Source organism: Marinobacter sp. (assembly GCF_041687235.1).
In the GTDB taxonomy this organism is placed as follows: Bacteria; Pseudomonadota; Gammaproteobacteria; order Pseudomonadales; family Oleiphilaceae; genus Marinobacter.
This window is the reverse complement of the sequence record NZ_JAWLCH010000007.1, coordinates 220,102-243,971: the sequence shown is the minus strand read 5'-3', so window position 1 is coordinate 243,971 and position 23,870 is coordinate 220,102. Positions and strand designations below refer to the sequence as shown.

Genomic DNA, 23,870 nt, shown 5'->3' with positions numbered 1-23,870 from the left:
GCGCTCGGTCAGTGTGAAGCCAACCACTGAAAATAGATCGGGGGGGAGCTCGCCAACACGGGCGGTGAACTGCAATCCGCTTGCCTGGGGCATATCTTCAATCCTTGAAGGTATGGTTATGTCCTGTTCCCGGCAACCTTGAATCAACCGTATCCCTGGTTGAGCTACCGAACAACAACTGGCAGGAAAAGTACCAGCACTGACTCAGAAAATCCAGAGCCAGGGCGTGAGCATGACGTCAGATGAGAACGGGGTCAGATGAAAGTTTCATCTGACCCCGTCGCTCACCCCTGATTTCACATTACTCGGGCTTGTAGAGCCGCTGGATGCTGGAGAAATCCAGGCCACCATTACCCTGTCCGGCATGGAGCTGGAACAGGTTGCGGGCCAGAGAGCCCATGGGGATGGAGGCCTGGTTTTTGACGGCATTGTCGAACGCCAGCCCCAGATCCTTGGTCATCAGATTGACCAGGAAACCGCCCTCGTAATTTCTGGAAGCAGGCACGCCTTCCATCACGCCCGGCCAGGGGTTGTAGACGTTCAAGGCCCAATTGCCACCGGAGCTCTGCTTCATGATCTCCGAGAGCACCGCCGGATCAAGGCCATTCTTCACGCCCAACGCCAGGGCTTCGCTGGTGCCAGACATAAGGATAGCCAGCAGCATATTGTTGCAGATCTTGGCCACCTGGCCTGAGCCATGATCACCGGCGTGAAAGATGTTCTTACCCATGGCTTCGAGAATCGACTTGGCTTTGCTGAAGGCTTCTTCCGCACCGCCGCAAATGAACGTCAGCGTACCGGCCTTGGCACCGCCCACGCCACCGGATACTGGCGCATCGAGGAACGGGATGTCCTTGGCTCGTGCCACTTCGGCCACACCCCGTGCTGTTTCAGGCGCGATGGTGGAAGAGTCGATAACCAGGGTACCGGCCGGCAGTTTCGCCAGCAGGCCATCATCACCCAGATAGACCGCTTCCACGTGTTGCCCGGCAGGCAGCATGGTGATGACGCACTCAGCGCCACTGGCGGCTTCGTGGGCCGTGTCTGCGGTTTTTGCGCCTTCGGACACCAGCGCAGCTACAGCGTCTTCGGACAGGTCGAATACGGTGACCTCGTGGCCCGCTTTCACCAGGTTACTGGCCATTGGGCCGCCCATGTTACCGAGGCCGATGAAGGTAATTTTTGCCATGTTCATTCTCCTTGTTCTTATACTTTGGGTGTTTGTCGGATTACGCTTCGCTAATCCGACCTACGATTTGGTTACGCCCCGGGTATGTCGGATTACGCGTCGCTAATCCGACATACGATTTGGTTACGCTCCGGGTAGGTCGGATTACGCGTCGCTAATCCGACCTACGATTTGGTTGCGCTTCGGGTAGGTCGGATTAGCGACGCGTAATCCGACAACCAGGCCAGCTATCATTTAAAGAAATCGTCAATCCAGGCAGTGTCCATTTCGGCAAGGGACGCATAACGCCACCGAGGCTGCTGATCCTTGTCGATCAGGAGCGCGCGGATGCCCTCTGCGAACTCCCCTTTAGTCAGGCACTTGGTGGAGAGCACCAGTTCCTTGTCGAGCACTTCTTTCAGACTGTCGTGTTTGCAGCCATGGAGATGACGCCAGACCAGAGCCAGGGATGTGGGTGACGCACCCGCCAGGGACCGGGTCGCTTTCGCCACCCATCCGTCGCCACCGGACAGCTCTTTCAACTGGCCAACCGTTGCTTCCAGGGAGTCGGCGTCAGTAACCCGGTTGATCTCGTCGAAATGAGTCCGAACCGGCGATTCCGGCATGGCGTCGGCGCTCTCCCGCTCAAACTGGCGAAGCACACTACCGACCACAGCATGGGCATCCTCACCCTGCCAGTTGCGCTTGCACAGTTCCCCAACCACATCGGCTTTCAGGTCGTGCCGGATAAACCGATCTGCCAGGCCGGCAAACAAGGCGTCCGGGCCGTTAAGTCGGGCGCCGGTCAGACCCAGAAACAAGCCAGTACGGCCAGGGGTGCGGTTCAGGAACCAGCCAGCCGCGACATCGGGATAGAGGCCGATGGTGATTTCCGGCATGGCCAGTTTCGAGGCTTCAGTCACCACCCGGTGGGACGCACCCTGCATGATACCCATGCCACCCCCCATCACAATGCCATGGCCCCAGCATACGATGGGCTTCGGGAAGACATGAATCAGGTAATCCAGCTCATATTCCTCGGTGAAAAAGGCTTCTCCTTCGCTGGCGCCCTGAGGCTCGGTCATGCTGCGATACAGGGCTACGATATCGCCACCGGCACAGAAAGCCTTGTCCCCCTCGGATTCCAGCCAGACAGCCTGGATTGCAGGATCTTCCGCCCAGCGTTTCAGCTGAGGTGTCAGCAACCGGATCATCTCCAGCGACAACGAGTTCAGCGTTTTGGGCGTGTTCAGCCGAGCCACGGCGATCAGCGCGCCATCGGCGGTTTTCCACTCTTCAAAGATAATGGGTTGATCACTCATAACAGGTCCTTGAGCCAGCTTGTTTCGAGCCGGTTTCAGCGGTTTTTCCATTCCGGCTTGCGCTTGTCAAGAAACGCATTCACGCCTTCTTTCTGGTCTTCGGTGGAGAACAGTTCAACGAACAACTCCCGCTCCATGCGCCAGCCGTCATCATGGCTGCGGCCATCGCGAGCGCTCATCACCAGGGTCTTGCAACGAGCGGTGGACGACGGGCTCTGCTTGCATGCCATTTCCGCCAGTTCGAGCGCTTTATCAAGACTCTGTCCGCTTGGGACCACTTCTTCAACCAGGCCGATTCGCAATGCCGTATCGGCTTTCACGCGCTCTCCGCAAAGAATCATCCGCTTGGCCCAGCCCTCACCCACCAGCCAGGGCAGGTTCTGGGTGCCACCGGCGCAGGGCAGCAGGCCAACGCCCGCCTCGGGAAGTGCCATCTGGGCATGCTCTTCGGCGATGCGAATATCACAGGCCAGGGCGCATTCCAGCCCACCGCCCATGGCATAGCCGTTAACGGCGGCAATGGAGACACCCCGGAAACGACCCAGCGTAGAGAAGGCCTCGCCAAACAGTTGAGCCATCTCATTCGCCCGGGCCTTGTCGCCATCGGCGAAGGTTTTCAGGTCGGCACCGGCGGAATAAAACTTCTCACCCTGCCCGGTCATCACCAGGGCAAAAATATTCCTGTCTTCGTTCAGCTCCTTGACGATATTCGTCAGGGCGATCAGTGAATCTTTGGTCCAGGTGTTGGCCGGCGGATTGTTGATGGTCAATACCGCGATGTGTCCGCGTTTTTCGAGCTGGATAAGATCGCTCATGGGGATCTCCTTATTGAATCGCTTCAGCCACGCCGTCATCGAGCAGGCGACGGGCAACAATCAAACGCATGATTTCGTTGGTGCCTTCCAGAATCTGGTGCACGCGCAGGTCACGCAGGTAACGCTCAAGCGGGTATTCGCGAATGTAGCCGTAACCGCCGTGAAGCTGCAGCGCTTCGTTGACCACCTCGAAACACGCGTCGGTGGCGAAGCGCTTGGCCATGGCACAGTGCAGTGTCGCTTCCGGATCTGCGTTGTCGAGCTTGAAGGCGCCCAGACGAACCATCTGCCGTGCTGCGACAAGATTAGTAGCCATATCAGCCAGTTTGAACTGCAGGGCCTGGAACGCCGCCAGCGGTTTGCCGAACTGTTCACGCTCATGCATGTAATTACGGGCACGCAGCAAAGCCGCCTGGGCGCCGCCCAGGGAACAGGTGGCGATATTGAGCCGACCACCATCAAGCCCTTTCATGGCAATGGCAAACCCGTCGCCCTCGTCACCGACACGGTTACTGGCCGGAATGCGGACATTCTCGAGGCTGATCATCCGGGTCGGCTGGCTGTGCCATCCCATTTTTTCTTCGTTCTTGCCGTAGGAAATGCCATCAGCATCGGCGGGAATCACGAAGGTGGAAATGCCTTTGTAACCGGAATCCGGGGCTCCGGTCCGTGCCATCAGCACCAGAATGTCGGTCGCACCGGCGCCGGAAATAAACACTTTGCTGCCGTTAATCACATAGCTGTCGCCATCGCGCACCGCCTTGGTACGAAGGCTGGCGGCATCTGAGCCGGCACCCGGCTCGGTCAGGCAGTAGGAGGCGAGCCACTCGCCGCTAGCCAGCTTCGGTACGATTTCCTGCTTGAGATCGTCCGATGCAAAGCTGGCGACCATCCAGGTGGCCATGTTGTGGATGGTGATGAACGCAGCGGTTGAAGGACACGCGGCAGCAAGTTCTTCCACGATAACCGAGGTGTCCAGCCGGGAAAGGCCCATGCCACCAAGGGCTTCGGGGGTGTACATGCCCATGAACCCCATCTCGCCGGCCTCTTTGAGCACGTCCTTCGGAAAGATATGTTCGTCGTCCCATTTTGCCGCGAACGGCGCCATGGACTTTTCCGCAAACGCCCGGGCTGCTTCGCGAAACGCCTGCTGGTCTTCTGTGAGGTTAAAATCCATCGTTACGCTCCAGATATTAGGGGCTTGGCACTGAAAGGGGAAAACAAGGGGCCGGAAACGGGTTCCGGCCCAAATACCCCACCTTCAACGCAATTAACGCAACTGGATAGAGAAGTTTGCTTCTGTACTGGTCGCTTCACTGGAGAACCAGCGGGAGGTAACCGTTTTGGTTTCGGTGTAGAAGCGAACCGCCTGCTTGCCGTAGGCATGCTGATCACCGTAAAAGGAACCCTTCCAGCCGGTGAACGAGAAGAACGGCAGGGGCACAGGAATGGGAATGTTCACGCCAACCTGGCCTACATCGATTTCGTGCTGGAAGCGACGCGCGGCACCGCCGGAGCTGGTAAAGATCGAGACACCGTTGCCGTACGGGCTCTTGTTCACCAGTTCAATGGCATCACCCAGGGTGTCGGTTTCCACGCAGGACAGCACCGGACCAAAGATTTCTTCGTTGTAGATGTCCATCTCGGTGGTTACACCTGAGAACAGTGTCGGGCCAACCCAGTTGCCATCCGGCAATCCGTCTACCGTGCAGCCTCGGCCATCCAGCAGCAGCTTGGCGCCCTGGGCTTCGCCAGTCGCAATCAGGGATTCAATACGGTCTTTCGCCTTGGCGGAGATGATCGGGCCATAGCTGGCACCGGAATCGTTCCACGCGCCGGGGCGCACTTTCGCCATGGCTTCTTTCAGTTCCGGAATCCACTGCTGGGCTTCGCCCACGAACACAGCGACAGAAATTGCCATGCAGCGCTGACCGGCAGCACCTACGGAGGCACCGACCAGGGCATTAATCACCTGTTGTTTGTCAGCATCCGGCAAAATAACCATATGGTTCTTGGCGCCAGCGAAACTCTGTACACGCTTCATGTTGCGAGTACCGGTTTCGTAGATGTAACGACCGACCGGCACAGAACCTACAAAAGAAACGGCCTTGATGGCGGGATCAGTGAGCAGTACATCCACCTGTTCCTTGCCACCGTGGACCACCTGCAGGACGCCTTTTGGTGCACCGGCTTCCTCGAACAGCTCTGCAAGGCGCATGGGCGTCAGCGGATCCTGCTCGGACGGCTTCAGGATAAAGGTGTTACCGCAGGCAATGGCCATCGGGAACATCCACAGCGGAATCATGGCCGGGAAGTTGAACGGGGTGATACCGGCGCACACGCCCAGCGGCTGGATCCAGGAATGGGTGTCCACTTCACGGGCCACGTTTTCAACGGTCTCGCCCATCATCATGGAAGCGACGTTGGCAGCGTGCTCGACCACTTCAATACCACGCCAGACATCACCTTTGGCGTCGTCGAAGGTCTTGCCGGTTTCCTGGGCCAGGATTTCGGCGATCTCATCGTGATGCTCTTTCAGCAGCGCCTGATAACGGAGCATGACCCGGGCGCGCTCTGAAACAGGCACTTCTTTCCAGGTCTTGAACATTTCGCCAGCGCTTTCGATGGCCTTGCGCATTTCCGCGTCGGTGGTGCACGGCGCCCTGGCAATCACTTCGTTGGTGGCGGGGTTGGTGACGTCGATCCATTCGCTGGTTTGGCTATCGACAAACTCACCTGCGAGATACAGCGGTACATTTTTCATGTTGATGTCCCTGTTTGTTGTTGTGCGGGAAGCCGGCCAGAACCGAAAGGGTTGCGGCCACGTTTAACCAAAGGCTAGCACGGGATCGACCAAGGGGTGATTGACTAAATTTCGCCCGTGATGGACTATCTTTCGATAGAACTCAAACAGACAAGACCAGAAATGACCCAAACCTCACAGTGGCCGGTGCCCAAAGACAGCATTCGCTATGTAGTGCCTGAACCGATCATTCGACTACTCGCAAGCCATCCACTTACCCGGGACCTTTACCCCCTGGCGTTCGGCCATTACCGCCGGGCCGTGGGCCACCATATGCACCGGGAGCACCATCACGACAATCTTTTGATCTACTGCACGGAAGGCCGGGCGTTCCTTAACGTGGGCGGCGAGCCCTATACGGTGGAGGCCGGAGACCTGCTGCTTCTCCCGGCTGGGGCCAACCACCGCTATACCGCTGACCCGGACAATCCCTGGACCATCCACTGGGTCCACTACACCGGTCCATTGGCGGACGATTTTCGCAACTACATGGGGTTTGTCGGCCCAACCCGCATTCGCCACCTGGGCCGGCAACCCCGGCTTCTGGTTGACTTTAACGGTCTGCTGTCGGTGCGACAGACCGGCTTCCGGGCCCGCGGCCTGATCCACGCAGCCAACCGGCTGCGGCAACTGCTGGCCGCGGTTCCGATCAACGCCGACGAGACAGGCCACGAGCGGCAGGCTGAACTGGAGACCATCCACAACTATATGCGGGAGCATCTGGATGAGCGTATCAGCCTGGAGCAACTCGCTGATCTTGCCGGCCTCTCTCCCGCCCATTTCGCCACTCGCTATCGGGAACAGACCGGCACCTCCCCGATCCAGCATTTCCTTCACCTGAAGGTGGAGCGGGCCTGCCAGATGCTGGACACCAGCAGCCTCAGCTTTGCCGACATCAGCCGACGGCTGGGCTACGACGACGCCTACTATTTTTCCCGGCTTTTCAAAAAGGTAATGGGCCAATCACCTAGCAATTATCGGCATACAGCCCGTCACTGACAGGGCGTACCGGGCCAAACCGGGACCTGCCGCCTTCTACGACTTTTGTTGTAAAAGGCAAAGGGTTAGTCTTGGACCATAAATGGTTAACAAGAGTGAACCCATGGCCATGTACAGAATTGAAATTGAAGAGACTTTCGATGTCCCGAGGAACAGGGTATTTGCGTTATTTGCTGATCATCACCGTTTCGGCAAACTGCTGGGCGCGCCAGTGAAACGCATCAAGGACAGCGACCAGGCCGATCCGAACGGCATCGGTTCCGTCCGCAAAATCGGCATTGGGCCGATAGGCCTGGAGGAAACCGTAACCGGTTTCGAGCCTGACTCTCTGATCGAGTACACCATCACGAGCATGAGCCCGATCAGAAATCACCTGGGTTGTATCCGATTCGCTGACGCACCGGGCGGTAAAACCCGGATCAATTACACAATATCGTTCGAGGATATCGTGCCATTTACCGGAAAGGCCGTAAGTGCAGCGCTGGAACAGGGCATTCGGAGGGGGATCAGGAAGGTGCCACAGCTTGCCTGACATTTTAAAATAGAAGTCTGGCCGCCGGGCCCAGAATGTGGGCCAGCGGCGAGCCTCCAAATATTACTGCTCTTTTTTCATGTCCTGGTCCTGTTGCGCACCCGGCACAGGGGCTCCTTCGTTCATCATGTCGCCCTTGTCATCGGCGTCCATCCCGCCCGCAGACCCTTTCTCCTCTCCAGCGGCGGTGGCCGGCAGGTTCTCGATATCTTCCACGCTCATACCTCTGGCGCGAGCACGCTCAATCATTTCCTCCCGATGCTGTTCACGAAGGGCCTGCCGTTCTTCGGCCGAGTCCAGTGACCGCATTTCCTCATGGAACTGGTCACGCTCTTCTGGCGTCATCATCGGATAGCCGAACACAGGTTTTCCGTCCTGGTCCTTGGATTGAGTACGCATTTCGTTTTGCATGCCTTTGCCCATGTTGTCGTGCATCTTCTGCTCGTCGGCGGCAAACGCTGCGGTAAGTGGCACGGCACAAGCCAGTGCGACGGATATGGATAAAACCTTGAAGTGTTTCATTACAGTAGCCTCCTGTCAGCCAATGAATCCCTGGCCCAAGGAACTGCTTGAGATTGCCCGGCTCTCTTCCCTTAAACTACTGTGCCGGACCTACAGAATATACCCATCGAGACCGATATAGTCGGACTCCTTGATTAATTTTTAGACAGCCCTGACGAACAAAACGTTACTTGAGGAATATCAGAGAATTGACCTGAGGCAAGAGTTGGCTTTTGTCAATTTTGTAATCTCCGCTCAGCTTGCAATATCCGGCCATTCCGGCCGGACAACACTGTATTCAGCGGGAGACCGAAATGGCAGCCGAGCCGATTGTCCTGTTCGATAACGGACACCACAAATGCCTGATGTTCGATTCACTGGTAACCGGCGAGGGCGTCCAGTCCAACCAGTTCCTGATTGTCGATGGCAAACACGAAGCACTGATTGATCCGGGCGGTGACCTAACCTACACGCCGCTTTCTGTCGCCGCATCGCGCTACATGAACATCCGCGACATGGATTATGTGTTTGCCTCCCACCAGGACCCGGACATCATCGGCGCCATCGATCGCTGGATTGTGCATACCCGCGCCAAAATCGTAACCTCGAAACTCTGGGCCCGGTTCCTTCCACACCTTGTTTCCAGCTACGTGACCAATCAGCTCAGCGGCAGCGTTTACGATCGGATTGTCAGCATTCCGGATGCCGGTGCCAATGTGAAGTTTGGCGACTCCTATCTGCAGTGCCTGCCGGCGCACTTCATGCACTCGGTGGGCAACCTGCAGTTTTACGACCCGGTCTCGAAAATCCTGTTCTCAGGGGATCTTGGTGCCTCAATGGGAGGTGACGATGACCACCTGCCGGTGCAGGATTTCGAAAAGCACATACCCGATATGATCGGCTTCCATCGTCGATATATCGCATCGAAGAAGGTGTGCAAGCTGTGGGCAAACATGGTTCGCGACATGGATGTGGCGATGATTGTTCCCCAGCATGGCAAGCGCTTTGAAGGGCCAGTGATGGTTGACCGTTTCCTGAACTGGGTCAGTGATATCGATTGCGGAATCGACCTGATGACTCAGGACAACTACCGGCGCCCGGTGGATTACGTCTAACTGTCGGAAGAAAGACACCGTGGCCGGCGTGACTCGTTCTCCGGCCCGGTGTTCCTGTTCAGTGCCGACATGAACTGCTGCGCCGAAGGCTGGCCATCCGCCGCCGCCGTGCTGATCATACAGAGTCCCTCATCCCTGCTACCCCGGTCGTACAGGCGCTTTCCCAGCCGCCAGCGGGCATCGCTGTTATCCGCTTCCACGGCCCGCCGATACCAGTTCATCGCCTCGCTCAGGTTCAAGTCCGTACCCAGGCCCTGCTCGTAGGCCATCGCCACCTCGACCATGCTGATTGAATCACCGCTCTCGGCCGCCCGAAGATACCACTGGAAGGCTTTCTCGCGGTTCTTTTCGACGCCCTGACCCTGGGCATACATATTGGCGACGTTCAGCATTCCCTGACGGCTGCCCTCTTCCGCGAGCTCAAGATACTGTTCGAACGCGGACTCATACTGCCCCATCTTGTAGACCACGTAGGCATTGAGAACCCGGATCATATCCCGGGCCACTTTATCCTGGTCGTCATCGCCCGATGCGTTGTCTGATCCGCGAGCGATTGAACACAACAGCATCAGGCACAGCGCGAGCCACCGGACTGCCTTTACTCTTGATCGTTGTCTGTTCATTGCGCCCTCCGGGGCCTGACTGCTTGACCTTCACGCTAGCAGCAGCTTTCTGACGGGTCTGTCCATCGAAAGTGCCGTCTGTCTGGCACCTTGGTATCAGCAGATCCCGGAAACCCTCCCGGAACCGTGGCCAAATAAGCCTGTCCCAAACCGCCAATGTTGAGTAAAATCCGGCCCTTTCCAGAGAACCAAGAGGCAGCGCAAATGGGCAGAGCCTACCAGAACCGCAAAGAATCCATGGCCAAGACGGCCGCAGCGAAAACCAAGGTCTACAGCAAGTACGGGCGCGAAATTTACATGAGCGCCAAGTCCGGCGGCCCCGACCCCCAGGCCAACCTGTCCCTGCGCGGGCTGATCGAGCGGGCCAAGAAAGACCAGGTGCCCTCTCACGTTATCGAGAAGGCCATCGACAAGGCCAAGGGTGGCGCAGGCGAGGACTATGCTGCGGCCCGCTATGAAGGCTACGGGCCAGGCAACTGCATGGTGATCGTGGACTGCCTGACCGATAACCCGAACCGCACCTTCGGCGACGTGCGCCTGGCATTCACCAAGACCAAGTGCAAGATCGGCACGCCCGGTGCTGTGTCTCACATGTTCGACCATAGCGCTATTTTTGCGTTCAAGGGCGAAGATGAAGAAGCCGTTCTGGAAGCGCTGATGGAAGCGGATGTCGATGTCACCGATATCGAGAACGAAGATGGCCTGATTACCGTGTTCACACCAAACACCGAGTACGCCAAGGCCCGCCAGGCCCTGGTGGACGCGATTGAAGACATCGATTTTGAAGTGGATGAGATCCAGTTCCTGCCCAAGACCACCACGCCGGTGGAAGGGGATGACATCCCCATGTTCGAAAAATTCCTGGACATGCTGAATGAACTGGATGATGTGCAGAACGTGTTCCACAACGCCGAGCTGCCAGACCAGTAAACAACTCGGGCCTCCGGCCTTGCAGGAAGATAGCACCATGCAGCAGAACGCTCCGACAATCCGCAAAGCGCGTGTAGTGGTCCTGAAAACAGGTACCACCTACCCGGACATTCGGGCAAGGTTTGGCGATTTTGATCAGTGGTTCCTGCGTGGACTGTCAGACGATCTGGAGATCACCGTTGCCAATGCCGAAGCCGGAGAACTGCCGGGCAATCCGGAGGACTGGGACGGCATCGTGGTGACAGGCTCTCCTGCCATGGTCAGCGACCGGGCCGAATGGAGCGAGAACGCGGGGCGTTGGCTGGCAAAAGCGGTCAGCAGCGAAATCCCGGTACTGGGCGTCTGCTACGGGCACCAGTTACTGGCCCATGCACTGGGCGGGGAAGCGGGTTACCACCCGGGCGGCCGGGAAACCGGTACACACGAGGTTGAACTGCTGCCCGAAGCCGCTTCCGATGCCCTGTTCAGGGAACTGCCGGAAACATTTCCGGCCCAGCTGACGCACCGGCAATCGGTGCTGCGCCTGCCCGAGGGTGCGGTGCTACTGGGGCGCAACCAGTTCGAGCCCCATCAGGCCTTCAGAATTGGCCCTTGCGCCTGGGGCGTGCAGTTCCATCCGGAATTCACAGACGCCATCATGAGTGCCTATCTGCAGGTACAGGCGCCGGATCTGACCCGGGAGGGGCTTGATGCGGAGGCCCTGATCGCCGGCGTGAGGCCAGCGCCGGATGCGTCCTCACTACTTCCCCGTTTCAGCCGATTGGTTCAGGATCGGATCCGGTAAAACGATACCATCCGTAACGGTCAGTCGAGGATGTAGGCGGTTTTTTCCAGTGCCTGCTCTTCCTCATCGATGAAGCGGAACTCATTCCAGCCAATGCGCACCATGTCGTTGCTGTTCAGGCGCTGCCGTTCAGCAACCCGCAGTTCGTTCACAAAGGTGCCATTGGTGCTGTTGCTGTCGGTGATGTAGTAATCCACCGTGCCTTCAAGGTAGGCGTTGGGCACGGCTTCTATCAGCGCGTGCTGGCCGCTCACGGAAATCTCATCGATCTGGATGTCGTTGTCCGGACGCCGGCCAATCCGGGTTTCCGGCCGGGCAAGTTCAAAGGTGGTAACCACAACGTTATCCACCAGTTGCGAAAGCGAAGCCATGTCAGTTTCCTCAATACTCCAACGTCAGTAATACCACAGACACATTGTCACCGGCCTCGTTTGCCAGACCGGCATCAATCAGTGCCTGAACCCCGCGCTCCATGCCGTCACTTTCCCTAAGGATTTCAAGCCATCGGGATTCCGGAACAGAATCCGTTAACCCATCGGAGCACAGCAGCAGCACATCCCCCTCACCCAGAGCTTCATGCCGATAGCTGGGATCTGCCTGATCCTCCGCGCCCACTGCCCTGGTCAGAACATTCCGGAACGGCACATTGGGTACATCAGCCCTGGTAATGCTGCCGTCTTCCAGCATGTTCTGGACAACCGTGTCGTCCCGTGTGAGACACACCGCCTGACTACCGCGCAGGCTATAACACCGGGAATCTCCGATATGGGCAATGTGCACCTGGTTGCCACGCACCCAGGCTACGACCAGTGTGGTGCCCATCTTTTCAAGTCTCGGATCCCCGGAACGGCGGCTCACTATTCGCTCATTGGCCAGCGCGAAAGCCCGCTCCAGGTGCGCCTGGATGGCATCATTCGTCGTTTCGGCCGTGGCACTGGCAATCTCCGGCTCCAGGGATTCGATAACGGCGTCAACCGCGAGACGGCTGGCGACCTCCCCCCCCTGATGCCCGCCCATGCCGTCGGCTACCACCAGTAACACCTGATCACCCGAATCATTGATCCGCCAGTCGACAACGTCCTGGTTCGACTCCCGAACGGCGCCCCGATGACTCTGGCCGGCAACGTGATATCGCATCAGGACACCTCCTGGCCAGCTTCGCGAACGGCCAGACGACGCACGGCCTCGGCCATGGTTGCTGCGCTGGCAAAGCGCTTGTCCGGCTCGCGTTGGATGGCTTTGTTGATCAGACGGACCACACCGTTTGGCAGATCCGCGTTGAATTCCCGGACGCTGCGCGGGCGCTTGTTGAGAATCTGATAGGTCAGGTTGGCCAGGGTATCGCCCTGATAAGGGGTTTCGCCGCTCACCAGTTTGTAGAGAGTCACGCCCAGACTGTATATATCGGAAGCTCCGGTTACCTTCTGGCCTTTCAACTGTTCCGGCGACATATACAACGGGCTGCCCATCACCGCGCCGGTGCGCGTTCGCGAGTCGTCGGAGATTTTGGCAATGCCGAAATCGGTGATCTTTATGTCGCCGTTGTCGGGATTGAAGATGATATTCCCGGGTTTGATGTCGCGATGGACGATTTTCTGGCTGTGGGCGTAGGCCAGCGCATCCGCCACCCGCGCCACAATATCCAGCACTCTGGGCAGAGGCAGTAACCGGCCGGTTCTGCCGAATTCACTGAGCGGGCGCCCCCTGGCATAATCCATGGCAATGTAAGCCAGATCAGCCTCCTCACCTACGTCATACACGGTGACGATAGCCGGATGGCTCAGGCGCCCGGCGGCTTCCGCTTCCCGGAAGAATCGCTCCTTGAGATCCTGCAGCTGGCCATCATCGAATGCCTGGTAGCTCAGGGTCTTGATGGCAACCGTTCGGGCAATCTTCGGATCCTTACCCAGATAGACCACGCCCATGGCGCCCCGGCCAATTTCCCGCTCGATTTCATAGCGTCCCAGAGTTGGCCGGCTGACCGACGGTTCAGGCATCAACAGGGTACGGGTATTGTCGAAACTGCCAGCCTGCATCAACGAGTTGTCAGGTGCGAGTTTTTCCAGTGCAGCGAGCCTGGCGACGGTATCCCGAAAACCTTTCTTGCGCTCCTGGATACTGCGGTAGGTGCTGACCGCTTTGTCGTACTGGCGCTTGCGTTCCTGCTGGATAGCGATGTCATAACGCAGCTCGAGCTCCCCCTCACACCTGGGACAACGATCGAGGGCTTCGAGAGCATCGTCTGTATGCCCCTGCTGCAGAAACAACCTGGCCAGCCTCAGGCGGGCGTCCCGGAGATTATCTGTCAACGCCCGAATATGTTTCCGTGGCTGCAACCAGAACAGCATCACCAGATAACCGACCACCAGCAGGGTAAGTACCACGCCAAGCGGCACCCAGGCGTTGCGGTAGAACATCAACGCTGCCTGGATCACCACGAGGGAACCACCAAGTAACAGAGTAACAGGCAGGGAAACCGCTGCGCCCATCACCGGTACGGCCAGCACCAGATAAAGTGCTGTGATTGCCAGCCCTGCGGTGACTGCCATATCGGACCAGAACGGCTCTGAAAGACCCCGGTCTGCCATGGCCGGCCCAAACGCCTCCCGGGGAATAATCGTGGTCGGAGTGGCGGCCTCCGGCACCCCAAGGATACTGAACAGCGCCCTGTCGGCCCATCCAACAGGCCCCAGCTGGTTTCCCGCCAGGGCAAACACCACGGCCAACAGGAGAACAACGGCCCGCAAACTGAACAGGCGCGGTATGAAAGAGAGTATGGCGTCCACAGGCAACTTTGTTATAAATGGTTGATCTGCCTAGTTTAGAAAGGGTCGCTTCCTGGCGATACCATGGACCGAGTGTTTTTTGTAAGTGTTTGTTCACCTGCGAGGAAGGTCACGTATAGTGAGCGCCATGTTTATCTCAAGGATGATGGGAATACCCGCATGACTCTGAAGTTACTGTTTCTTCTCTTGATACTCACTCTCGCCGGAATCGGGATTTATCACACCAACAAGCCCCTTCCACCGGGCATCAGCTATCGGGGCGCCCCGGTACCATTGAAAGAACCGGTCCTGCTGACCGATGTCACCCGCCATTACCAGGACGGCCACGAGGAGAAAGACCATGAAATCTTCAATGAGGTTTTCCGTCTGATCGGGCAAGCAGAAGAGTTTATCCTCATCGACATGTTTCTGTTCAACAGTACAAAACCGGTCGATGTGGCTCACCGCCCCCTCGCCCAACAGCTGACCGAGGCCCTCCTCGCCAGGAAGTCAGAAAAACCGGATCTCTCCATTACCGTCATCTCCGATCCCCTGAACACCATGTATGGCGGCACTACCTCACCGTGGTTTGAAGCCCTGCGCAAAGGCGGCATCCCGGTTGTGGAAACCGCGCTTCGCCCGCTCAGGGACAGCAATCCCACCTGGTCAGCAATCTGGCGACTGTGCTGCCAATGGTTCGGAAATAATCCAGATGGCGGCTGGCTCGACAACGCCCTGGGTACCACACCTGTCACCGTTCGAAGCTACCTCTCCCTGCTTAACTTCAAGGCCAACCATCGCAAGCTTGTGATTGCGGATGAGGCGGGCTCCCTGAGGGCCCTTGTTACCTCAGCCAATCCGCACGACGGCAGCAGTCGGCACAGCAACCTGGGGCTGAGCTTCAAGGGAGCGGCAGTCGTTGACCTGTTGAAAAGCGAGCGGGCGGTTATCGCTATGTCCGGCGAAGATACCGATTTGCTGGACAGCTGGATCGACCGCAGTTCCGGAGTTATTGACACCGACGAACCTGAGCAGGGGACAGTGGCGGTGCTGACGGAATCGGAGATTCTCGCCGAGGCGCTCGATTTGATTCGAGGGGCCGTCGATGGCGACCAGCTGGACCTGGCCATGTTTTACCTGTCACATCGTGACATTGTTGAGTCCCTCACAGCCGCCGCCGAACGTGGGGTGGCACTCCGGGTTCTGCTCGACGCCAACAACGAGGCCTTTGGCCATCACAAGAGTGGCATTCCCAACCGGCAGGTTGCCATGGAACTGGTCCGTGCAGGCATTCCCGTACGTTGGTGTAATACCCTGGGCGAACAATGCCACAGTAAGCTGTTACTGTTGGCAAAGGAAAACGGAGTAACAGAACTGCTTCTGGGCTCCGCCAATTTCACGCGGCGCAATCTGGATGACCTCAACCTGGAAACCGATGTCCGGGTATCGGTACCGGCGCAGTCACCGATAGCCACCGGGGCCCGGCAATTCTTTGATGAGCAGTGGCAGAGAGACCCCGGTGATGACCCGGTCATGAGCCTGCCCTACGAGCACTGGGCCGACGAATCCAGGCTTCGCTACTGGCGCTACCGGATAATGGAGGCGACCGGCCTGTCGACCTTCTGAACAGAACAGGACAAGAGCCATGACAACTCCCGTGCATGCCCGCCCTATCTCAGAGCGCATCGACTGGCTGATGGAACTCAGCAAAGCCCATTCTGCCAGTTTCTGCAGCCCCGAAAACCACCTGGCCAGACAGCGCTACCTGGCCGAGCACAACACCCAGATCATTGCCATGAAGTGCATGGACGGCCGCATTCACCTGCCGTACGTGACTCAAACACCCCTTGGGGTCATCCACCCGTTCCGGAACCTTGGGGGCATCTTTGAGCTCGGCTGGCCCTACCTGGGCGATATGCTGGCCGACACGGTTGAGCAAGCCCTCAGCCGGGGGCGGAGGGTGCTGATCATTATCACCTACCATTACTCGAAAGGATCCCGGGAACGGGGCTGTGCGGGCTTTGACTGCGATCGTCAGGCCGCTATGAATCACGCCTTCCAGATCCGGAGCCAGGTGGAAAAGCTGTTCGGAACCGGCCACCGAACGGTCTATCCGCTGGTATGTGGCTTTGAAAGTGATGAGGATGCTCTTGTTCTTCATGGCAGCCGGGACCAAACCCTGGACCTTTCAACCATTCCCGTGTCGAGAATTGGAGACATGACCTCGGAAATTGCGGCGCTCTGCCCGGATATGCCTGAGCCGGTTCAGCGCGATCTGCTCCCCCTGGTCGAGGGCAACATCCGGCACATCAGTGAGATTCGCCAGTTCGACCGGGAACTGAATATTGAGCACCGGGAATGGGTGATCTGTCTCGGTAGAGGTTTTGATTTCCTGCACGCGCCCAATGTGGCCCTGATCATCGGCCCCTACAGTCCGGACCTGTCTCATCCGATCCGTCAGGCCGCAGGGATTATCAAAAGCAACATGGACAACGGTAGGATTCCTGACGATGGTTTCCTGCTGCTGTGTTCTGCCCCCTATCAGGAACCGGGCACCCAGAAGGCACGCGCGGAATTAAAATCTGCATTTCTCGCAGAATTTGGCGCAAATGTTATCAAGGAGGCATATTCCGAGCTGGCCACCAGAATGGTCACACGCTCGGCTATACTTCATTGGCCCGAACGAAAGTTGGAAGTACGTGGATCCTGAACAATTTGCAGGTTGAGGGAACGAATCGTCCCGTTCTATCGTTCAGGGGTTACAGCGTAACTGGCAAGCTCAGTTACACCGGAAGTAGCCAACAAACAGGAGTAAACCATGTCAGGCATTCGCAAGCACCTGAGGTACGTTTCTTTCTTCATGGCCATGATGATGGCCCTTGGCTCCGCCTGGTCTGCCACGGCAAGTGCCGGAATGGTTGGAACCGGCGAAATGATCGGTCAGCAACAGGTTGAGCTGGATCGGCAGGAGCTGATCAACATGCTCGACAGACAGGAGGTTCAGGAAAAGCTGGCAGACCTGGGTGTCAGCCAGGATCAGGTCAAGGAACGCATCCAGAATCTGACGCCCGCGGAACTGGCCGATTTCGAGCGCCAGCTTGCTGAAGCGCCTGCGGGACAGGATGTTGTCGGCATCATCGTACTGTTCCTGCTGGTGTTTATTATCACCGATATGCTCTGTGCCACTAACGTCTTCCCCTTCGTGAACTGCATTCGATAGCGGCGGGCAGTGACAGTCCTTTTCTCAATCACAAAAGCAACCTCCGGCAGACTGACCCTGTATTTACTGGTCAGCCTGCTGGCCGGTTGTGCCAGCACACCCGAATGGCCAGTGCCGGAAGCAGACCAGCCGTCGCGAACCGACCGGGTTGTTCTGGACACTGTGCCTTTCTATCCCCAGGAAAAATACCAGTGCGGGCCAGCCTCACTGGCGATGATGCTCAACAGCCAGGGGCTGCAGACCGACCCGAAAATCCTGAAAGAAATGGTTTACATCCCCGGCCGTGAGGGCGCACTGCAGGTCGAAATGGTGGCGGCCGCCCGGGCTCACGGCAGGCTGGTTTATCCCCTGGATGGCGAGCTGGAGAGCCTGCTGGCAGAAGTTTCCGCAGGCAACCCGGTGTTGGTGATGCAGAATCTGAGGTTTGACTGGTGGCCCCAGTGGCACTTTGCGGTTGTCATCGGTTATGACGCGGGGAAACGAGACCTGATTCTCCATACCGATACTCGCGAACGTCAGCCAATTGCTCTGGAAGCGTTCGCCAACACCTGGCGTCGGGCCGACAACTGGTCCGTTGTGATTCTTCGCCCTGATCAGCCACCGGCAACCGCAAAGCCTCTACGTTTTCTGAAATCCGCCTACGACCTGGAGGCAACCGGGCGAACTACGGCCGCGGACATCGCCTACAGGACCGCCGAGACCACGTGGCCGGATCAACCGGCGGCCATGATGGCCAGAGGCAACCTTGCCTGGCAGCTGGGCCGGCAAGACGAGGCAACGGATCATTTTCTGCGCACGGTGAGGCGTTTTCCGGAATTCGCCGAGGGCTGGAACAACCTTGCTTTCGCACTGCAGGCAAGAGACTGCAGGTACACCGCCGCCCGGGCTGCGAAGTGCGCCGCAGCGCTGGTACCGGATCGCTTCGGTGAATCAGAATTACTCGATCAGGACGGTGCCAGACCAGCCGACCACTGCCCGGCAATACCCGAGTGTTCGAAGAGAAAGCATTAGGCCGGTTTCCTGAACAGCGCCACATCCTTCCTCGGGATCTCCAACTGCCAGCCAAACTTTTTCGCCAGCAGTTCGAAGGTGAATTCCCGATAAAACACCACGTGGGTTGGGTCGCGGCGATAATGCCAGTTGTCGAACCGGTCGTCGTCAGTCTGGAAACAGGTCATTACCCCCAGCCAGCCGCCCGGTCGGAGCATTCGATCCAGATCCCTGAAAACGCCGGCTGGCGCGTAGAGATGCTCCACTACTTCGGTACAGGCAATGAAGTCGTAGGTGTTAGCCAGAACGGCTGTAGAGGGGTAAAAATAGGGATCGTAGAGACTGACTTCCATGCCTTCCGCCTCAAGCATTCGCGCCAGTGCCGGGCCGGGGCCGCAGCCGAAATCCAGGCCGCTGGCACCCGAAGGCAGACGATCAAGCAGAGGCTCTGTCAGTTTCGAGAGAAATTTCCGGTACCCCGGATCAGACGGATCGTTATCGTGCAGTTGATAAATTTCCTGCTCCTGCTCGGGCGATAACCGGCAGGATTCATCCATCAGCGTGGCCTCACAGACATTACATCGAAGGTAACGCTGGGCCTTCACCACCCGGAAATCCGAGAGACTGCCCTGCTCGCACACCGGACAAAGACTCACGCCCTCACCTCGGATCAAGTCCCGCGGCCGCCCTCATGCGGGCATCGAGTTCCCGGGCGTCAATCTGATCGGACGCTATGATCTCTGCCCGGCTACAGGCCTGCGGTTCACCCTGAATAACTGTCAGGGCGCCATCAACCACATTGAGGGCCCGCCAGCCTTCAGCGGTGTTAACGACCGCTTTGAAGCGAACAAAAGCCGAATCCATGGCCATCACCAGCAAGGCGTTTTCATCCAGGATGAGGTCCGGATGGATCCTCCAGCCGACACTGAAGTGCCCCTGCCCCTGATTGGTGACTTGCTGCCAGGGCTCGTCATCAATGGCGGGAGCCTGCGATGCCGCCTTGTGATGGTGGTGATGGTGAGCGTCCGGATCAGTCGCCGGCAGGGCATCGGATTGACCGTCCAGCCAGCCCGGTGCCAGCTGTCCGAACCGGGTGTGGTGAATGGCCCGCTTGCCGGGCTCCAGCTGTGCCGCCCAATCGTCGAAATGGGTCAGCTGTTCCGGGGTGCAAAGGTCGGTCTTGTTGGCAACGAGAATATCCGCCGCAGCCACCTGGTCCCGGAACTGCACATTGCCGAGCACTTTCGGCTCTTCGAGCCTCCTGGGATCCACCAGGCAGATTACAGGACCCATGGCGAGTACATCCTGATAGTGCTCGCTGGTCAGGGTTTCCAGGATCTGGGAGGGGTGACCGAGCCCGGTCGGTTCGATCAGCAGCCGATCCGGCTTTGCTCTGTGGATCAACTGGTTGAGCCCTATCTGCATCGGAAGACCGGCAACGCAGCACATGCAGCCGCCGGGTATTTCCTTGATAAAGGCGCCTTCCGTCTGCAGCATGGCGCCATCAATGCCCACCTCGCCGAACTCGTTGACCAGAACCGCCCAGACTTCGTTTTCCGGTTTGCTCTTCAGAAGGTCGAGAATGGCGGTGGTTTTACCAACACCCAGAAAGCCCAGGATAAGGCTGGTTGGAATAGGTTGCGTCATGGCGCCGGAGGCACTCCTTTGAGACTCAAAATGTTATAATATAACAATTTATCCGCCAGGACGATCCTCCTTGAGGAATATACCGATGACCTTATCCGACAGCAGGGCATGAGCAAGTGCCGGATAGGGCAGATAGTGGACAAATAAGGTGGCGAGGGTGACTGCATCCATCCCGGCATCCAGGAACATCCAGGCCCCAAAAGCGACGAACATGGCACCAAGAAAACCGCCATAGATCCACAATGCCCGTGAACGCTCCTCGGGCATTGGTAAACGCTCAAGGGTCCGTGCGATTGAGAAGCTCATGTACACGGCAATCAGCGCAGCAATGACCAGTGAAGCCAGCAATCCGGTAAATCCTATCAGGTACCGGAACAGGTAGTTGGTCAGGAAGAACAGGGCAATGCAGGTAACGGCAACAATGGTGATGCGGGTCTTTTCCATGGTGGTCTGTTTTTGTTGGGTTGGTTGAAGGCGCTGTCAAGAATGGCAGAGACGCCCTGAAAGAACCACCCCTGCTGCGACCGGTGTTCCAGACTGATATGATGCCCAACATTCTCACTGGCAACCGGACACCCGATGACCACTGGCAATTCCACCCGGCTTAATAAATACATCAGCGAGAGCGGCATGTGCTCCCGCAGAGAAGCTGATCGCTATATCGAGCAAGGCAACGTCTACATCAACGGCAAACGGGCGACTGTCGGCGATCAGGTACTTCCGGGAGACACGGTCAAGGTCAACGGCCAGGTGATTGAGCCTCGGACCGAAGAGGATCTGGTATTCATTGCCCTCAACAAACCGGTAGGGGTTGTCAGCACCACGGACAGCGCCGAAAGACACAATATCCAGCGTTTTGTCGGTCACAGCGAACGCATCTTCCCGATCGGACGACTGGACAAGGACTCCCAGGGCCTCATCTTCATGACCAGCAACGGCGACCTGGTCAACAAGATCCTGCGGGCGGGCAACAACCATGAAAAGGAATACCTGGTTACGGTCGACAAGCCGGTGACCGGGGAGTTTGTCGAGGGGATGGCCCATGGCGTCCCGATCCTCGGCACAGTGACGAAAAAGTGCAAGGTGTCCCGGGAATCGAGGTTTGTCTTCCGGATCACACTGGTTCAGGGTCTCAACCGCCAGATTCGCCGGATGTGCGAGTATTTCGGCTACGAGGTTACCAAACTGGAACGTATCCGGATCATGAACGTGAGTCTGAAGGGGCTTGCGGTTGGCCAGTGGCGGGATCTGACCGAGAAGGAACTCGCCGGGCTGTTCGATGCCATCCGGGACTCGTCTTCAGAAGCACCGCCCAACGCCGGCAAGACAGCCAAAAAGAAACCAGCGGCAAAGGCCAGGCCCAAAACCAATCGCAAGCCCGGCTCCCCTTCTGCACCGGGTAAGCCCGCGGGCGCTCACCGGTCGGGCACCAAAGGTAAACCTGGTAGTGGCAAGAAGCCTGCTCCCGGAAAACGGCCCAAGGGCGGCAAGCCAAGGCAAAAGAGCGTTAAACGGTAACCTGGGCCGTCTGCCTCGGCCTATTTTTTCACCCACTGGTCGTCGATTTGCACCCACTGGCCTGCCGGTGTTTTCTCGATTGCCTTCTTGCCCGCAACGGTTTCGACCTGGGTTACCGGAATGTTGTGTTTCTCGGCGATACGCTTGTACTCGTCCCGACGGGCGCTGTTGATGGCTTCCACCACTTCACTGGCCTGCCCTTCGGCACGCACTACCGCCAGGTAGCCTGTCGGCGTTTCCCCAACCAGACCCTGCTGTTTGACCGAGTCCAGTTTCTGTTTGGCTTCATCCAGCCCCATGGCAAGCACGGAAGCACTGATACCAAACGCCAAAACCAGCGCAAACATCTGCATTATTCGTTTCATCTTTAACCCCTTAAACTATCCGCACCCAGTCAGAACAGACCCTTTTCGCTGAACAGGTCATCCACTTCCTTATCCACTTTCACGTAGATTTCGTGCTGGATTTTCACGTTCAGGTTAACGGTAATCGGCTCCTTCGGTGCCGCCATCTGTACCGTGGGTGTGCAGGCGGCCATTGCCAGCGGCAGCATCGCTATCATCAATATTCTTGCCAAAGGCGACCTTTCAGGCCTCCAGGGCCGCAACGGTTTTCTCATGGTGCTGTCTCCTTACCGGATTCCTGCAGCAACTCCCGGACACGCCGGGTTACGGCTTCATTGACCCTGCCACTCAACTGCAGACTGGTGAGCAGCGCGGGAATGTCCTCCTCAAGATTGATATTCAGCACAACCGGCTGCCCTCCCCTGAGTTCCGGGTTCTGGCCTTCAAGGCGAAGGCCAAGGGTTAACTTACCCTGTTCATCGTAGTCTATCGTGCTGTTGAGGACCGAATAGTGAAAGTTTTGCAACGCCTGAACCACAACATCCATGGCCTGATTGCCGCCCAGCATCGCCTGAAGCTTCTCCGCCGGCAGTTGCAAACGGCCTCCGGGCTCAATGGCCGAGACCAGGCCCTCACTCACCTGCACGCCGTTGCCGCGGATGGCAACCGGAATACGCCCACTGAGCAGACCGCTACCTGCCAGCCCCTCTGCCGGATAGACCTCCATCAGCCGGCCCAGCGAGACATTCTCTACCTCAAGGGGTATTCGGCCAGCCCTGCCTGCCAGTTCGTAGACACCAGGCGCAATCCTGGCGGAGCCCTCCAGAAACCGGGCTCTGGCCTGCTGAACCTCCAGGCTACCCTCAAGCAGTTGCGACACCGGAGCCGTGTAATCGCCGGTGAAACGAACCGAACTGACAGGGATGCCGGGATTGAGCTCGCCAACGGTCACCTCCCTGAAATTTGCAACCAGTTGATCATTCTCCAGGGATCCTCGCATCAGCCCTGATAGCCCGGAGACCGCAGTTCGGTTGAATACGCCAGTGATATCTTTCAGTTCAGCCCGGCCACTGGCCTCAAGTTCACCAACCCGATCGGTCGAAACCTCCATCGACAAACGGGTATTGCCCGTATCCACCGTTAGCAGATCCGGCCATCCGATCAGGGTGTCTGCCAGGGCACGAAAACCCTGTTCACCGTCGATAACAGACTCGATGGCAACCGAAACGCCACCATCGGGATTGAGCTGAATGTCGAGATCCGCCGTGAGGCCGGAGCCAGAAACCAGCGTTCCCTGGACCCTGAGGTCAGCCAGACGGCCAGCTGCCCTGCCCTCAAAGTTCCATGCCTGCGGCACCAGCATCGGATGCTCAACACGTGTGGCAACAACGGCGATATCGCCATCAATTGCGATGCGTTCTGCCCAGGAACCCGACGCGCCGTAATCAAAAGTAACGGTGGAGTTGCTGAGGTCTGTTCGCAGCGCGTTAAGCTTCAGGGGCTGCTCCGCGCCGGTATACGCCAGATAATCCGTCACAATCAGGGAGGAAGGGGCAAATTCGATGGTCGCAGAATCACTGTTAGCCGTCACCGAGGGCCGGACATCGGCGCGACTTCCGGTTATTTCCCAGCCGCCAGACCGGGAATCCGGCAGATTCATGCCAATCTTTCCCTGTTCAACGGCGAGAGACCAGCCTGCCACAGACGCCGGCCAGGCCAACAGCAGCCAACTGCCAGCCAGCAGATAGCGCCTGGACATCCACGTTGGCTTGGCACCCCCTTCACTGGGCAAAA

General features: G+C 57.9%; 26 protein-coding genes. 10 read left to right on the top strand and 16 right to left on the bottom strand.

What is annotated here, in order from left to right; genetic code table 11:
- Positions 1-301 precede the first annotated feature (301 nt).
- From mmsB to ACESMK_RS12315, 5 genes are all read right to left on the bottom strand, one after another.
- Positions 302-1,189 (bottom strand): 3-hydroxyisobutyrate dehydrogenase, encoded by an 888-nt coding sequence (mmsB, locus tag ACESMK_RS12335; protein ID WP_372998938.1) that lies wholly within the window; start codon positions 1,187-1,189, stop codon positions 302-304.
- Positions 1,190-1,419: 230 nt separating this feature from the next.
- Complete coding sequence (locus tag ACESMK_RS12330) at positions 1,420-2,490, bottom strand: enoyl-CoA hydratase/isomerase family protein (RefSeq protein WP_372998935.1); 1,071 nt, start codon at positions 2,488-2,490, stop codon at positions 1,420-1,422.
- Positions 2,491-2,525: 35 nt separating this feature from the next.
- Complete coding sequence (locus ACESMK_RS12325) at positions 2,526-3,305, bottom strand: enoyl-CoA hydratase (RefSeq protein ID WP_372998932.1); 780 nt, start codon at positions 3,303-3,305, stop codon at positions 2,526-2,528.
- A 10-nt stretch (positions 3,306-3,315) separates the two neighbouring features.
- On the bottom strand, positions 3,316-4,482 hold the full coding sequence (locus ACESMK_RS12320; RefSeq protein ID WP_372998929.1) for an acyl-CoA dehydrogenase family protein: 1,167 nt from the start codon (positions 4,480-4,482) through the stop codon (positions 3,316-3,318).
- Between the two features lie 93 nt (positions 4,483-4,575).
- Positions 4,576-6,069, bottom strand: a complete 1,494-nt coding sequence (locus ACESMK_RS12315) for a CoA-acylating methylmalonate-semialdehyde dehydrogenase (protein ID WP_372998926.1) — start codon at positions 6,067-6,069, stop codon at positions 4,576-4,578.
- Between the two features lie 162 nt (positions 6,070-6,231).
- Here ACESMK_RS12315 and ACESMK_RS12310 point away from each other — a divergent pair, with 162 nt between their 5' ends.
- Both ACESMK_RS12310 and ACESMK_RS12305 read left to right on the top strand, forming a co-directional pair.
- Positions 6,232-7,107, top strand: a complete 876-nt coding sequence (locus ACESMK_RS12310) for an AraC family transcriptional regulator (RefSeq protein ID WP_372998923.1) — start codon at positions 6,232-6,234, stop codon at positions 7,105-7,107.
- Between the two features lie 103 nt (positions 7,108-7,210).
- The gene (locus ACESMK_RS12305; RefSeq protein WP_372998920.1) at positions 7,211-7,639 is read left to right on the top strand and encodes an SRPBCC family protein; all 429 of its coding nucleotides are present in this window, start codon (positions 7,211-7,213) and stop codon (positions 7,637-7,639) included.
- A gap of 63 nt (positions 7,640-7,702) precedes the next feature.
- Here the strand turns inward: ACESMK_RS12305 and ACESMK_RS12300 are convergent, their stop codons facing one another.
- Positions 7,703-8,161, bottom strand: coding sequence for a hypothetical protein (locus tag ACESMK_RS12300; RefSeq protein WP_372998917.1), 459 nt, complete (start codon positions 8,159-8,161; stop codon positions 7,703-7,705).
- A 293-nt stretch (positions 8,162-8,454) separates the two neighbouring features.
- On the opposite strand from ACESMK_RS12300, the gene ACESMK_RS12295 reads away from it, so the two are divergent.
- Complete coding sequence (locus ACESMK_RS12295; protein ID WP_372998914.1) at positions 8,455-9,255, top strand: MBL fold metallo-hydrolase; 801 nt, start codon at positions 8,455-8,457, stop codon at positions 9,253-9,255.
- Here the strand turns inward: ACESMK_RS12295 and ACESMK_RS12290 are convergent.
- Positions 9,252-9,878, bottom strand: coding sequence for a tetratricopeptide repeat protein (locus tag ACESMK_RS12290; protein WP_372998911.1), 627 nt, complete (start codon positions 9,876-9,878; stop codon positions 9,252-9,254). The two genes, ACESMK_RS12295 and ACESMK_RS12290, sit on opposite strands and share 4 nt — an antisense overlap.
- Positions 9,879-10,082: 204 nt before the next feature.
- Between ACESMK_RS12290 and ACESMK_RS12285 the strand changes: the two genes are divergently transcribed.
- Together ACESMK_RS12285 and ACESMK_RS12280 are read left to right on the top strand one after the other, a co-directional pair.
- Complete coding sequence (locus ACESMK_RS12285; protein ID WP_372998908.1) at positions 10,083-10,808, top strand: YebC/PmpR family DNA-binding transcriptional regulator; 726 nt, start codon at positions 10,083-10,085, stop codon at positions 10,806-10,808.
- Between the two features lie 37 nt (positions 10,809-10,845).
- Positions 10,846-11,592 carry a glutamine amidotransferase gene (locus ACESMK_RS12280; protein ID WP_372998905.1) on the top strand — a complete coding sequence of 249 codons (747 nt, stop codon included), beginning with the start codon at positions 10,846-10,848 and terminating at the stop codon, positions 11,590-11,592.
- Between the two features lie 20 nt (positions 11,593-11,612).
- Here ACESMK_RS12280 and ACESMK_RS12275 read toward each other — a convergent pair whose 3' ends face one another.
- The 3 genes from ACESMK_RS12275 to ACESMK_RS12265 are packed head-to-tail and all read right to left on the bottom strand — an operon-like array spanning position 11,613 to position 14,378.
- Complete coding sequence (locus tag ACESMK_RS12275; protein WP_372998901.1) at positions 11,613-11,963, bottom strand: FHA domain-containing protein; 351 nt, start codon at positions 11,961-11,963, stop codon at positions 11,613-11,615.
- A 10-nt stretch (positions 11,964-11,973) separates the two neighbouring features.
- On the bottom strand, positions 11,974-12,729 hold the full coding sequence (locus tag ACESMK_RS12270) for a protein phosphatase 2C domain-containing protein (RefSeq protein WP_372998899.1): 756 nt from the start codon (positions 12,727-12,729) through the stop codon (positions 11,974-11,976).
- Positions 12,729-14,378: a serine/threonine-protein kinase gene (locus ACESMK_RS12265; RefSeq protein ID WP_372998896.1), complete on the bottom strand. Its 1,650-nt coding sequence runs from the start codon at positions 14,376-14,378 to the stop codon at positions 12,729-12,731. Before ACESMK_RS12265 ends, ACESMK_RS12270 begins: the two co-directional genes overlap by 1 nt.
- Before the next feature lie 159 nt (positions 14,379-14,537).
- Here ACESMK_RS12265 and ACESMK_RS12260 point away from each other — a divergent pair, with 159 nt between their 5' ends.
- The 4 genes from ACESMK_RS12260 (at position 14,538) to ACESMK_RS12245 (ending at position 18,588) form a co-directional block, all read left to right on the top strand.
- Entirely contained in the window at positions 14,538-15,983 is a 1,446-nt protein-coding gene (locus ACESMK_RS12260) for a phospholipase D family protein (protein WP_372998893.1), read from the top strand.
- A gap of 19 nt (positions 15,984-16,002) precedes the next feature.
- Complete coding sequence (locus ACESMK_RS12255; protein ID WP_372998890.1) at positions 16,003-17,067, top strand: hypothetical protein; 1,065 nt, start codon at positions 16,003-16,005, stop codon at positions 17,065-17,067.
- A 108-nt stretch (positions 17,068-17,175) separates the two neighbouring features.
- Positions 17,176-17,577: a PA2779 family protein gene (locus ACESMK_RS12250; protein ID WP_372998887.1), complete on the top strand. Its 402-nt coding sequence runs from the start codon at positions 17,176-17,178 to the stop codon at positions 17,575-17,577.
- A 9-nt stretch (positions 17,578-17,586) separates the two neighbouring features.
- Positions 17,587-18,588, top strand: coding sequence for a PA2778 family cysteine peptidase (locus ACESMK_RS12245; protein WP_372998884.1), 1,002 nt, complete (start codon positions 17,587-17,589; stop codon positions 18,586-18,588).
- On the opposite strand, the gene ACESMK_RS12240 is transcribed toward ACESMK_RS12245, so the two are convergent.
- From ACESMK_RS12240 to ACESMK_RS12230, 3 genes are all read right to left on the bottom strand, one after another.
- Complete coding sequence (locus tag ACESMK_RS12240) at positions 18,585-19,124, bottom strand: class I SAM-dependent methyltransferase (RefSeq protein WP_372998963.1); 540 nt, start codon at positions 19,122-19,124, stop codon at positions 18,585-18,587. The two genes, ACESMK_RS12245 and ACESMK_RS12240, sit on opposite strands and share 4 nt — an antisense overlap.
- 103 nt (positions 19,125-19,227) lie before the next feature.
- A complete protein-coding gene (locus tag ACESMK_RS12235) occupies positions 19,228-20,214 on the bottom strand; it encodes a CobW family GTP-binding protein (protein ID WP_372998881.1) in 987 nt (328 codons plus the stop codon).
- Between the two features lie 48 nt (positions 20,215-20,262).
- Positions 20,263-20,658, bottom strand: a complete 396-nt coding sequence (locus ACESMK_RS12230) for a hypothetical protein (RefSeq protein ID WP_372998878.1) — start codon at positions 20,656-20,658, stop codon at positions 20,263-20,265.
- Positions 20,659-20,793: 135 nt separating this feature from the next.
- On the opposite strand from ACESMK_RS12230, the gene rluF reads away from it, so the two are divergent.
- Positions 20,794-21,732, top strand: coding sequence for a 23S rRNA pseudouridine(2604) synthase RluF (gene rluF / locus ACESMK_RS12225; RefSeq protein ID WP_372998875.1), 939 nt, complete (start codon positions 20,794-20,796; stop codon positions 21,730-21,732).
- Between the two features lie 20 nt (positions 21,733-21,752).
- Here the strand turns inward: rluF and ACESMK_RS12220 are convergent, their stop codons facing one another.
- From ACESMK_RS12220 to ACESMK_RS12210, 3 genes are read right to left on the bottom strand one after another with little or no spacing between them, the layout of a single operon-like run.
- Positions 21,753-22,097, bottom strand: a complete 345-nt coding sequence (locus ACESMK_RS12220; RefSeq protein ID WP_372998872.1) for a YdbL family protein — start codon at positions 22,095-22,097, stop codon at positions 21,753-21,755.
- 29 nt (positions 22,098-22,126) lie between these two features.
- On the bottom strand, positions 22,127-22,294 hold the full coding sequence (locus ACESMK_RS12215; protein WP_372998869.1) for a YnbE family lipoprotein: 168 nt from the start codon (positions 22,292-22,294) through the stop codon (positions 22,127-22,129).
- Between the two features lie 53 nt (positions 22,295-22,347).
- Complete coding sequence (locus tag ACESMK_RS12210) at positions 22,348-23,868, bottom strand: YdbH domain-containing protein (protein WP_372998866.1); 1,521 nt, start codon at positions 23,866-23,868, stop codon at positions 22,348-22,350.
- Between the last annotated feature and the right edge of the window lie 2 nt (positions 23,869-23,870).